Here is a 12,713-nt window from a genome sequence, read left to right as displayed (position 1 = left end):
CCCTGATGTCGGAGAAAGCTAGCCGGCAAATCCCGGCATCACGTCCGAGGAAAGCAATTCGAATGTTTCGGCGTCGTTCTTGTAGGCGCTGCTGATCAGCAGCTGCACGCCGGCATCGCGGTAGCGGCCGACCAGGTCGGTGATCTGGGAGACCGTGCCGGCGACACCATAGTAGTTCGCCGGCACTGCGAGCTTCTGGCGTTTGGCCGCCAGAGCCGCCTCGTCGCGCGCAATGACGAAGCTGATGATGTTGGTGCGCTCGACCTCCTCGTACTTCCGACCCTCCGCCTCGCAGTGGCGGCGCAGCACCTCGTACTTGTGCCGGACCTGGTCGGGTGAGCCGCCGACATTGCAGGCATCCGCGTGCCGGGCCACCGCGCGCAGCGTCAGCTGCTCGCCGCCGCCACCGATCATGATCGGCGGATGTGGCCTCTGGATCGGCTTCGGTTCCAGGATGGCGTCCTGGGCCTGGAAGTACTTGCCCTGGAAGGTGGTCCGCTTCTCGGTCCACATGCTCTTGATCAGCCGGACCGCCTCTTCCATCTGCCGGATGCGCATCGCGGGCCGCGGTGGAAACTCCCAGCCGTACTGCCGGTACTCCGTTTCGAACCAGCCGGCGCCGATGCCGAAGGTCAGGCGGCCGCGGCTGATCTGGTCGACACCGGCGGCAATCTTCGCCAGATGAGCCGGATTGCGATAGTGCACCGACGAGACCAGCGTCGCGAGGCGGATGCGCTTGGTCGTTGCGGCGAGGCCGGACAGGACCGTCCAGCCCTCCATGAAGGGTTCGTCCGGAGCGCCGACATTGCCGATCTGGATCAGGTGATCCATCACCGAGAACCAGGTGAAGCCGTGATCCTCCGCCCACTGGGCCTTGGTCTTCACGGCCTCGAAGATCTCCGCCGAGTCGGGCCCGAACAGCCAGGACGGATTGTGGATGCCGAACTTCATGGGGGCTCCCTCCTCTTTTCTTCTCCTCCCCCGTCATATCTTCATGCCCCTCTCCCCCGCTAGGGGGAGAGGTTGGGCGAGGGGGTTGCACGAGCGTTCGACGCCCCCTCACCTAGAGAGGCATGAGCCTCAGAAAAGCTGCGTCACGCGGATCGTGAAGACGGCCGCTAGGTCGCTCGAGGGCGCCAGAGCCGGCTGCAGGTAGAGTTGCACGTCCGGCGTGACCAGGAAGCCCCTGAACACCGACCACGACCAGTAGGCCTCCAGCATGATCTCGCTCGGCCGAACGAACGTGCCGGTGAAGAGCGACATGTTCGTCGCATTCCAGGCCATGGCGAGGCCGATCTGATCGTGCCTGCTGTGCTGCACCGGGTCGTTGAGGACGGCGCCGCCGGCGATCGACGACTGGATGGCGAAGCTCGACTGCCAGGCCGTGTTGGCGCGCAGGAACAGGCCGACCTTGTCGCCGATCGGCTGGGAGGCGCTGAAGGAGAGCCCGCTGCTGGCCAGTGGCTGCAGCGAGACGCCAGGCTGGTTGTAGTAGAGCAGGGCGTAGTTGCCCTGGCCCCAGTCCTTGACGGTGGGCGACCAGGCGGCGTAGCCGAACCAGGCATACTGGCCCTGGCCCACGGTCGGGAACTGGATGTAGCTGCCGCTGAAGTCGTTGGCGTCCTGGAAGCCCGCGGCGAAGGTGATTTCCCTGGTGGGATTGAGCTGCGCATACGCGCCGAGGCCCGCCTGGCTGTAGTTCTGGCTGCCGTTCTGCGTCAGCGAGTAGCCGATGAAGTTCACCTGCTGGTCGTTGGCATAAGCGTTGCCGTCGAAGTTCGAGAAGGCGTACTGGCCGACCGAGATCGCCAGCCAGTTGCCCGGGAAGGCGTGCGTATAGGTGAGCTGCACGAACTGGTTGTTGGCATCCGGCTGGTTGTTGATCGGGCTGATGAGGTTGATGTTGCTGCCGAGGCTCGTTCCCGAGGCGCCCGACAGGTACTGCGCCGACAGGAAATGGAATTGCACGGAGCCGCTGCCGATCGAGGGCGAGGAGAACGCATCCCAGTTCACCGCCGGCGTGAACATCGCCTGCACGGCGCCGTAGCCGCCGTTGGGCGTTCCCCATTGGCTCATGAAAGACGTTTCCATCGAGTAGGAGATGCCCGTCGTGTCCTCGATCTCCTTCTTGGTCCTGGCATAGCGCACGTGGGCGCTGTCGACCTCCTCGCTGAGCGACAGCTCCTGCCGCTTCTTGGCGGCGCGATTGGCATCGTGGATCCTGCCGACCAGCTTCTGGCCCTGCGGATCGTAGGTCTGGGCCTCAGCGCGCCCCGTCGCCACCGCCAGTGCGGCGAGAACAACGCTTCCTGCCACGCAGCGCATCGATCGGTTCCCCCTGCCGACGTATGCAATACTTGTTCGATGACGGCTAGAAGACTGTGAGTCACAGCTGTCACCCCGAGCGTAGCGAGGGGCCTTTAAAGCAACAAGAAAGGTCCCTCGCTACGCTCGGGATGACAGCGTGCCTGTATCAGTCCAAGCCGGCGCGGCGGAAGCCTTCCAGGTAGTGTTCCCGGTCGGCGTCATGCTTGATCGGCATTCGGTCTGCGATCCAGGCAAGAGAAACGTTGGGCTGGGCGCGGCGCAGTTCCTCCAGCGCAGCCGCGGCGACCTCGGTCTGTCCGGCCATGCCGGCGGCGGCAGTCAGCAGGCGCCGGGCTCCGACGAAATCGCCGCGGAGCCGGATTGACTCGCGCGCGAACTCCATCGCTTTCTCATAGTTGCGCCCGATGTACTGGGCGAAGGCGGCGGCGCCGAAGTAAATCGCCGATAATGGATCGCGTGGACTGAACCGCAGCGCACGGTGAACCGCTTCCCCAGCCTCCTGCCAGCGGCCGCTATCGGCCAAGGTGATGCCGTAGTAGCAATGCGCCAACGAGAAGTTGGGATTGAGACGCAGCGCGGTTTCGAACTCGGCGATCGAATCGTCCAACCGGCGCGCGAACAGATGGGTACAGCCCAAGGCGTGATGCGCCCAGGGATCCTCGCTGTCCGCGCGGATTGCCGCCAGCGCCGCACGCTCGGCGATCGGCGCAACCGTCTTGTCTGACCAGCCCATATGGACACCAAAAGTGTGACTGGTCGCCAGCAGCCCCAGCGCCTGGCCATAGTTCGGGTCGATGGCGATTGCCCTTTCCAGCAACTCCTGCGCAGCCGTGTTGTCCTGTCGGGTCACCCGCCAGAAGTGGGACATGGCCCGCATCACCAGATTCCAGGCATCCAGGCTCTCGGGCGGCTTGCGCCGGGCGCGGAAGTTTTCCGCGGCATAGATTTGCGGTTCGACCGCCGAGACGATCGCCTCGGTGATCTCGTCCTGGACCGCGAACACGTCGGCAAGGTCGCGGTCGTAGCGTTCCGCCCAGACGTGGCCACCTGTGGTGACGTCGTTCAGCTGGGCCGTAATGCGCACGCGCTCGCCCAGCTTGCGCACGCTGCCCTCGAGCACATAGGAGACGCCGAGCTCCTCGGCGACTTGCTTGATGTGGACGGCCTTGCCCTTGTAGGTGAACGAGGAATTGCGGGCGATCACGAAGAACCAGCGCAATTTGGACAGCGCCGTGATGATGTCCTCGCTGATGCCGTCTGAAAAATATTCCTGCGCCGGGTCGCCACACATGTTGTCGAACGGCAGCACGGCAATCGCCGGCCGCTCGGGCAGCGGCAAGGCCGAATGCGCGGGCTCGCGGATTTCGTCCGACGTCAGCGGATCGGCCCCGGCCACAGATTGATCACGGCCCGATTGGGTCTGCACGTCGCCGACGAAGCGCAATCCCTTGCGGGCAATGGTGCGAATCAGCCTTTGGCCCTGGCCGCTGTCGCCGACCGCTTTGCGCGCGGCGTAGATGCGGCTGGTCATGGTCGCGTCCGACACGATCCGGCCGCGCCAGACCGACGCGATGAGATCGTCCTTCGTTACGACACGATTGCGATTCTGAACGAGGCAAATCAGTAGATCGAGGACTTGCGGCTCGACCGAGATGGCTTCGGAGCCGCGGTGCAACTCGCGCCGGTCGGTATCGAGCAAGTGATCGGCAAAGATGAATTGCACGCTGCTGTCCCCACCGTTCCGCCAAAGCCATTCTTCGCTCAAAAACGACCTTGTCGTGGCAAAGCGGGACCTCTGCACTTTTCCCGTTTGCCTGTGTCGTTTGCGCACGGGCCGGTAGCAGACCCTGCTCGCCGTCGCACGCACAAAAAATTCAGGACATCTCCAGAAAAAAACAATGCCGTCCGAAGTGCGGCTTCAAGCCGGCCATCCGGCCTCCGGGTAAGCATGTCCGTCCGTACCAAGGCGCGTCGATCCGACTCTCTTCATCTGCGCTGCGGCAAATCCCCGAAAGGACAACCACCATGGCGATCAAGGCTAGCTTCATCCCCGGCGCCGGCCTGCTGTCTGTGTTCGGCGACGATCTCGATAACGCCGTCACGATCAGCCGTAACGCGGCCGGCCTGATCCTGATCAACGGTGGCGCAGTACAGATCACCGGCGGCCAGCCAACTGTGGCAAATACCACACAGATGCTCGTGTTCGGCCAGGCCGGCAACGACATGCTTGTGCTCGACGAAAGCAACGGCGCCCTGCCGCCGGCCCAGATGTTCGGCGGCAACGGCAACGACACGATCGTCGGCGGCTCGGGCGGCGATCTGCTGTTCGGCCAGGCCGGCAACGACACCCTTCTCGGCAAAGGCGGCAACGACTTCCTGTTCGGCGGCGCGGGCAACGACACGCTGACCGGCGGCGATGGCGACGACCAGGTGTTCGGCGAAGGCGGCAACGATCGCATGATCTGGAATCCGGGCGACGACACCGACCTGTTCGAGGGCGGCGACGGCACCGACACGGCGGAGGTCAATGGCGGCAACGGCGCCGAGGTCTTCACCGCCACCGCCAACGGCACCCGCGTGCGCTTCGATCGGCTCAATCCCGCGCCGTTCAGCCTCGACATCGGCACGACCGAAAAGCTCGTCGTCAACATGAACGGCGGCGACGACATGTTCAGCGCCACCGGCAATCTGGCTGCCCTGATCAACGTCACGGTCGACGGCGGCACCGGCAACGATACCATTCTCGGAAGCAACGGCGCCGACACTCTGATCGGCGGCGACGGCAACGATTTCATCGACGGCCAGCAGGGCAACGACCTTGCCTTGCTCGGCGCCGGCGACGACGTCTTCCAGTGGGATCCCGGCGACGGCAGCGACACGGTGGAGGGCGGCGACGGCAACGACACGATGTTGTTCAACGGCTCCAACATCGGCGAGATCATGGACATCTCGGCCAATGGCGGCCGCACGCGGCTCACCCGCGACGTCGGCAACATCAACATGGACTTCAACGACATCGAGCGCGTCCAGATCAACGCCTTGGGCGGCGCCGACAAGATCACGGTCAACAACCTCGCCGCCACCGACGTCAAGCAGGTCGACATCAACCTGGCCGCAACGGGTGGCGTCGGCGACGGCGCAGCCGACCAGGTGATCGTCACCGGCACCAACGGCAACGACGACATCAGCGTGGTCGGCGCCGGCACCAGCGTGTCGGTCATCGGCCTCAGCGCACAGGTCAATGTCACCGGCACGGAGGCGGGCGACCTCCTGACCATCAATGCCGGCAACGGCAACGACACGATCAACGCCGCCGGCCTGCCTGCGGGCGTCATCGGCCTCACCATCGATGCCGGCGCCGGCAACGACATCGTCATCGGCAGCCAGGGCAAGGACACGATCCTGGGCGGCGACGGCAACGACACCGTGACCGGTGGCCGCGGCGACGACGTAGCCCAGCTCGGCGCGGGCAACGACACGTTCATCTGGAACCCGGGCGACGGCAGCGACATCGTCGAGGGTCAGGCAGGCACCGACACGCTGCTGTTCAACGGCGCCAACATCGCCGAGAACATCAACATCGTGGCCAACGGCGGGCGGGCGCTGTTCACCCGCGACGTCGCCAACATCACCATGGACCTCGACGACGTCGAGACCATCAAGTTCAACGCCCTGGGCGGCGCCGACAATATCGTGGTCGGCGATCTCTCCGGCACCGACGTCAAGCAGGTCAACCTCGACCTGTCGGCGCAGGCGGGCAGCGGCCAGGGCGATGGCGCGGCCGATACCGTGACCGTCAACGGCACGCAGGGCAGCGACGCCATCACCGTCGCCAGCAGCGGCGCCTCGGTGGTCGTCAATGGTCTCGCGGCCAAGGTGACGATCGCCGGCGCCGAGGGGGCCAACGACTCGCTGGTGGTGAACGGGCAGGGTGGCGACGACACCATCAACGCCGCCGGTCTCAACGCCGGACAGGTCAAGCTCACGATCAACGGTGGCCTCGGCAACGACACGATCACCGGCAGCAAGGGCGACGACTTCATCAACGGCGGCGATGGCAACGACATCGCCAGGATGGGCGCCGGCAACGACACGTTCGTCTGGAACCCGGGTGACGACAACGACACGGTCGACGGGCAGGCGGGCACCGACACCCTCCTGTTCAATGGCGCCAACATCGCCGAGAAGATCGACATCTCGGCCAATGGCGGGCACGCCCGGCTGACTCGTGATGTCGCCAACATCACGATGGATCTCGACAACGTCGAGACGATCGATGTCCAGGCCAAGGGCGGCGCCGACCTCATCACGGTCGGCGACCTCAGCCAGACCGACGTCAGCAAGGTCAAGATCGACCTGGGCGGCGCCGATGGCGCGGCGGACACGATCGTCCTCAACGCGACCAACGGCAACGATGCGATCGTGGTCACCAACAACAACGGCGTGATCACCGTGTCGGGCCTGGGCGGCGCCGACGTGGAGATCACCGGCTTCGAGGCGAACAACGATCGCCTCGTGATCAACGGCCTCGGCGGCGACGACGTCATCGAGGCGTCTGGCCTCTCGGGCATTCTGCTCACCGCCAACGGCGGCGACGGCGACGATGTCCTGATCGGCAGCCCTGGCAACGACACCCTGACGGGCGGCGCGGGCGACGACGTTCTGATCGGCGGTGCCGGGCAGGACGTGCTCGACGGCGGCCCCGGCAGCAACGTCGTCATCCAGTCGGCCGTGTTGGGCCAGTTCATGGCCTCGAGCTTCGCTCCGATGAGCCAGGGCCCGGCCGGCACGCCGATGGCCGATCCGACGTCGAATCAGCCGCCGCTGCTCGCGCAGCCGCACGCCTGACCGCCAAGCCTCGAGTCCCGGAGTAACGTCTGTGAGCCCCTCCCCAAACCCCGCCGCTCCAGCCGACCCGGGACTCGAGGCCCTCCAAATGCTGCCGCACTTGAAGAACCAGCCACCGCTGCTCGCGCAGCCATACGTCTGACGCCAAGTCTCGAGTCCCGGAGAACGCCCGTGCGCCCCTCCCCAAGCCCCGCCGCTCCGGCCGATCCGGGACTCGAGGCCCTCGTTATGCTGCTGCACCTGAAAGGTGTGGCGGCGGATCGCGGGCAGCTTCGCCACCGGTTGGGAACAGACAAGATCGGCGCACCGGAGATGATCCGCTGCGCCAAGGCTCTCGGCCTGAAGGCGCGTGCCCGGCGGACCGAATGGTCGCGGCTCGCGCGGACTCCCCTTCCTGCCATCGCGTCCCTGCGCGATGGCGGCTTCATGGTGCTGGCCAAGGCTTCCAAGGACCAGGTGCTGGTCCAGTCGCCACAGACCGCGCAGCCCAGCCTCATGACACGCGAGGAGTTCGCCGCTGTCTGGGACGGCGGGCTGATCTCGATGGCCCGTCGGGCCGGCCTGGCGGACGTCGCGCGCCGCTTCGACATCACCTGGTTCCTGGGCGCGATCCACAAGTATCGTCGCCTGCTGGGCGAGGTGCTGGTCACGTCGTTCTTCCTGCAGCTGTTCGGCCTGATCTCGCCGCTGTTCTTCCAGGTGGTCATCGACAAGGTCCTGGTGCACCGCTCGCTCAGCACCCTCGACGTGCTGGTGATCGGCCTGCTGGCAATCTCGGCTTTCGAGACCGTTCTGGGCATCCTGCGCACCTACCTGTTCTCCCACACCACCAACCGCATCGACGTCGAGCTCGGCGCGCGCCTGTTCCACCACCTGCTGGCCCTGCCGATGGCCTACTTCCAGGCCCGGCGGGTCGGCGATTCGGTGGCGCGGGTGCGCGAGCTCGAGAACATCCGCAATTTCCTCACCAGCTCGGCGCTAACCCTGGTCATCGACCTGTTCTTCACCTTCGTCTTCCTGGCGGTGATGTTCTTCTACGCGCCAATGCTGACCTGGATCGTGGTGGGATCCCTGCCGATCTATGTCGCGATCTCGGGCGCCGCCACGCCGCTGTTCCGCCGCCGGCTCGACGAGAAATTCCAGCGCGGCGCGGAGAACCAGGCCTTCCTGGTCGAGAGCGTCACCGGCATCGAGACGCTGAAGGCCATGGCGGTCGAGCCGCAGATGCAGCGCCGCTGGGAAGAACAGCTTGCCGGCTACGTGTCGGCCAGTTTCCGGGTGCTGAGCCTCGGCAACACCGCGAGCCAGGTGGTGCAGTTCGTCAGCAAGGTCGTCACCGCCTCCATCCTCTATTTCGGCGCCAAGCTGGTGATCGACGGCAGCCTGTCGGTCGGCGAGCTGGTGGCCTTCAATATCCTGGCCAGCCGGGTGAGCGGGCCGGTGCTGCGCCTGGCGCAGATGTGGCAGGATTTCCATCAGGCGCGCCTCTCGGTCCAGCGGCTGGGCGACATCCTCAACACCACGGCCGAGTCGACCTACATGCCGGGACGCGCGCGCCTGCCAGCGATCCAAGGCGGCATCCGCTTCGACCATGTCAGCTTCCGCTATCGCCTGGACGGTCAGCAGGTCCTGCACGACGTCAGCTTCGACATACCGGCCGGCCAGACGGTCGGCATCGTGGGGCCTTCCGGCTCAGGCAAAAGCACCTTCGCCAAGCTCGTGCAGCGCCTCTACGTGCCGGAGAGCGGCCGCGTGCTGGTGGACGGCATGGATCTCGCCTTGGCCGACCCGGCCTGGCTGCGCCGCCAGATCGGCGTCGTGCTGCAGGAGAACGTGCTGTTCAACCGCTCGGTGCGCGACAACATCGCGCTCGCCGATCCGGCCATGCCGATGGAGCGCGTGGTCGCGGCGGCCCGCCTGGCGGGTGCGCACGATTTCATCCTCGAGCTCGCCGAGGGCTACGACACCGTCGTCGGCGAGCGCGGCTCGACCCTCTCGGGCGGTCAGCGCCAGCGCATCGCCATTGCCCGCGCGCTGGTCACCAACCCGCGCATCCTGATCTTCGACGAGGCGACCAGCGCGCTGGACTATGAGAGCGAGCGCATCATCCAGGAGAACATGCGCGAGATCGTCAAGGGCCGCACGGTCCTGGTCATCGCGCACCGGCTGTCGACCGTGCGGGCGATGGATCGCATCGTCACGCTCGAGGGCGGCCGCGTGATCGAGGACGGCTCGCACGATACCTTGATCAAGGTCGGCGGCCGCTACGCCTCGTTGCACCGGTTGCAGGCAGGGATCCATGAAGTCCACTAGTCTTGCCCATCCTCGCCAGCCGGTGCCGCCCGCCAACGACGTCGTGCGCCTGGCCGACAGGCGCCGCGAAGAGCTGGCCTTCCTGCCGGCCGCACTCGAGATCGTCGAGACACCGCCGTCGCCCGTCGGCCGAGCGATCGGGTTCACCCTCATCGCGCTGTTCTGCGCGGCACTGGCCTGGTCCTGGTGGGGCTCGATCGACATCGTGGCCTCGGCGACGGGCAAGATCGTGCCGAGCATCCGCACCAAGGTCATCCAGCCGTTCGAAACGGGGGTGGTGCGCTCGATCCGCGTGCAGGACGGGCAGGTGGTCAAGGCCGGCGACGTGCTGATCGAGCTCGACCCGACGGCGAACGCGGCGGACCGCGATCACCTGCGCAGCGATCTTCTGGCCGAGCAGCTCAATGTCGCCCGCCTGCGCGCGGCGCTGGCCGGCGGAGACGATCCCCTGGCTGTCTTTTCGCCGCCGGCCAACGCCGACGCCACTCTGGTCGCCGTGCAACGCCAGCTTCTGGTGAACCAGGTCGGCGAGCATCGCGCCAAGGTCGCCGCGATCGGCCGCCAGCAGGCGCAGAAGGAGGCCGAGCAGGCCACCACGGCGGCCACCATCCATAAGCTCGAGACGGTGATCCCGGTCATCCAGCCGCGCGTCGACATGCGCCGGACGCTGATGGAGAAGGACCTGGGTTCGAAGATCGCCTATCTGGAGACGCTGCAGCTCCTGGTCGAGCAGCAGAAGGAGCTTGGCGTCCAGAAGAGCCATCTGCAGGAAGCGGAAGCGGCGATCGCCACGCTTCACGAGACGCGCCGCCAGGCGGAGGCCGAATACCGGCGCACCCTGTCCGACGAGCTCGCGAAATCGGAGCAGAAGGCGATCGGATTGGCCCAGGAGCTGATCAAGGCCGAGCAGAAGACCAGGCTTCAGCTTCTGACGGCGCCGGTCGACGGCATGGTGCAGCAGCTCGCGATCCATACGGTCGGCGGCGTGGTCACGCCGGCGCAGGCCCTGCTGGTCGTGGTGCCGAGCGACAGCCGGCTCGAGATCGAGGCCCTGGTGCCGAACCGCGACATCGGTTTCATCCATCCGGGACAGCAGGCCGAGATCAAGGTCGATACCTTCAATTTCACCCGCTACGGCCTGCTGCACGGCGAGGTGCTGAGCGTCTCGCAGGACGCCATCATCCGCGACCGCCGGCAGGACCGTGCCGACGACCGCGCGCTGGGGACGCAGAACGACACCAGCGAGCCCAAGGGCCAGGAATTGAACTACAGCGCCCGCGTTTCGCTCGACCGCAGCCAGATGCAGATCGACGACCGGCTGGTCAACCTGTCGCCGGGCATGGCGGTGACGGTGGAAATCAAGACGGGCTCGCGCCGGATCCTGAGCTATCTCCTGTCGCCGCTGCTGCGCTACCGGCAGGAGACGTTGCGCGAGCGGTGATCCTGTCGTCCTGAGCGCAGCGAAGGACCTCATCGCCGCTTGCCACCGGCATGAGATCCTTCGCTGCGCTCAGGATGACAACGTCCCTGGCCTAGAGCATTGTCCACTCAAGCCGAACCTGATGACCTCACCCTGAGGAGCGGTCCGCAGGACCGCGTCTCGAAGGGTGGGCACGAGCACCACCTTTGTTGCCATCCTTCGAGACGGCGCTTCGCGCCTCCTCAGGATGAGGGATGAGTTGGTTTGGATGGATGCCGCTCTAACTGAAGATCGACGGATCGATCAGCGGCTTGCCGCGTGGCCGCGCCGCCTCGGGCCGATCGCACTTCTGGAAGTGACCGCGACCCGCCGAGCCACTCATCTTCGCCTCCTCCATCACGACCTCGCCGCGCGACAGGGTCATCACCGGATAGCCCGTGAGCTCGCGGCCTTCGTAGGGCGTGTAGTCGCAATTGTGGTGCAGGATCGAGTTGGTGAGGCTCACCTTTCGCTTCGGATCCCACAGCACGATATCGGCGTCAGCGCCGACGGCGATCGTGCCCTTGCGCGGATGCAGGCCGTAGATCTTCGCGGCGTTGGTCGAGGCGAGCGCCACGAACTGCTGCAGGGTGATGCGCCCCTTGTTGACGCCCTCGGAGAACAAGAGCGGCAGGCGCGTCTCCACGCCGGGCACGCCGTTGGGGATCTTGCGGAAGCTCTTGTCGGCACCCGGCAGCTTCTTGCCGCGCACGTCGTCGTACTTGAAGGCGGCGTGGTCCGACGACAGGACATGGAAGGTGTTGGCCGCCAGCCCCGTCCAGATGTGCTCCTGGTTGTCCGTGCCACGCGGCGGCGGCGAGCACACGCATTTGCTGCCCTCGTCGCCCGGCTTCTCGAAATCCTCCTCGCTCAGGAACAGGTACTGCGGGCAGGTCTCGCCATAGACTTTCAGGCCGCGCGCCTGGGCGCGCTGGATCTCGTGCATGGCTTCTTTGGCCGAGACGTGCACCAGCAGCATCGGCACGTCCAGAAGCTCCGCGAGCGAGATCGCGCGGTGGGTTGCCTCGCGCTCGACCACGAACGGCCGCGACGTCGCGTGGAACTTGGCCGCCGTCATGCCCTTGAGCTCCAGCCGCTCGGTCAGCCATTCGATGCAGTCGGAATTCTCGGCATGGATCATGAGCATGGCCTGCTCGCGCCGCGCCGCGGCCAGCGCGTCGAGCATCTGGCGGTCGGTGAGCTTGATGTCGTCGTAGGTCATGTAGACCTTGAACGAGGTGTAGCCCTCGGCCACCAGCGCCGGGAAATCCTGGCCCATGATCTTCTCGCTGGGGTCGGACAGGATCACGTGGAAGGCGTAGTCGATCAGCGACTTGCCGTTGGCGCGCTTGTGATAGCGGTCGACCACGTCGCGCAGCCCCTGGCCGCGGCTCTGGTAGGCGAAGGGGATGATGGTGGTCGTGCCGCCGGCCGCCGCCGCCCGGCTGCCGCTCTCGAAATCGTCGCAGAACACCGAGCCGTCGGCGGTGTCCTGGTCGAAATGGACATGGGCATCGATGCCGCCCGGCACGGCTATAAGCCCGGTGGCGTCGATCTCTTTCTTGCCCTTGTCGAGCCGCTCGCCCAGGGCCACCACCCGGCCCGCCGTGATGCCGATATCGCCCTTCACCACGTCTGCGGCCGTCGCAATGGTGGTGTTGCGGATGACGAGATCATACTCGGCCATGTGTTCCTCCCGGAGGGGCTACTGAAGCAAGCGGCATGCCGCTCACGCTCTTCTCCTCCCCCGAAGACGGGGGAGGAC

7 protein-coding genes are annotated in these 12,713 nt (G+C 66.0%); 3 read left to right on the top strand and 4 right to left on the bottom strand.

All coding sequences use genetic code 11. The features are described 5' to 3' along the window. Window positions 1-18 precede the first annotated feature (18 nt). The 3 genes from RSO01_RS25655 to RSO01_RS25645 all read right to left on the bottom strand — a co-directional run bounded on the left by RSO01_RS25655 (window position 19) and on the right by RSO01_RS25645 (window position 4,051). Window positions 19-951, bottom strand: coding sequence for an LLM class F420-dependent oxidoreductase (locus RSO01_RS25655; RefSeq protein ID WP_147152778.1), 933 nt, complete (start codon window positions 949-951; stop codon window positions 19-21). A gap of 129 nt (window positions 952-1,080) precedes the next feature. Next, complete coding sequence (locus tag RSO01_RS25650; RefSeq protein ID WP_170303351.1) at window positions 1,081-2,316, bottom strand: carbohydrate porin; 1,236 nt, start codon at window positions 2,314-2,316, stop codon at window positions 1,081-1,083. 157 nt (window positions 2,317-2,473) lie between these two features. Then, window positions 2,474-4,051, bottom strand: a complete 1,578-nt coding sequence (locus RSO01_RS25645; protein ID WP_147152868.1) for a winged helix-turn-helix domain-containing tetratricopeptide repeat protein — start codon at window positions 4,049-4,051, stop codon at window positions 2,474-2,476. Window positions 4,052-4,353: 302 nt separating this feature from the next. Between RSO01_RS25645 and RSO01_RS25640 the strand changes: the two genes are divergently transcribed. From RSO01_RS25640 to RSO01_RS25630, 3 genes are all read left to right on the top strand, one after another. Continuing rightward, the gene (locus tag RSO01_RS25640; protein ID WP_147152774.1) at window positions 4,354-7,176 is read left to right on the top strand and encodes a beta strand repeat-containing protein; all 2,823 of its coding nucleotides are present in this window, start codon (window positions 4,354-4,356) and stop codon (window positions 7,174-7,176) included. Between the two features lie 171 nt (window positions 7,177-7,347). Continuing rightward, window positions 7,348-9,489: a type I secretion system permease/ATPase gene (locus RSO01_RS25635; RefSeq protein ID WP_281291511.1), complete on the top strand. Its 2,142-nt coding sequence runs from the start codon at window positions 7,348-7,350 to the stop codon at window positions 9,487-9,489. Next, window positions 9,476-10,930: an HlyD family type I secretion periplasmic adaptor subunit gene (locus RSO01_RS25630; protein WP_147152772.1), complete on the top strand. Its 1,455-nt coding sequence runs from the start codon at window positions 9,476-9,478 to the stop codon at window positions 10,928-10,930. The genes RSO01_RS25635 and RSO01_RS25630 overlap by 14 nt, the downstream gene beginning before the upstream one ends. A 259-nt stretch (window positions 10,931-11,189) precedes the next feature. On the opposite strand, the gene hydA is transcribed toward RSO01_RS25630, so the two are convergent. After that, a complete protein-coding gene (hydA, locus tag RSO01_RS25625) occupies window positions 11,190-12,635 on the bottom strand; it encodes a dihydropyrimidinase (RefSeq protein ID WP_147152769.1) in 1,446 nt (481 codons plus the stop codon). Between the last annotated feature and the right edge of the window lie 78 nt (window positions 12,636-12,713).

This window comes from Reyranella soli (genome assembly GCF_007992495.1).
GTDB lineage: Bacteria > Pseudomonadota > Alphaproteobacteria > Reyranellales > Reyranellaceae > Reyranella > Reyranella soli.
The sequence above is the reverse complement of the archived record's forward strand: the minus strand, read 5'-3'. Positions and strand labels throughout refer to the sequence as shown.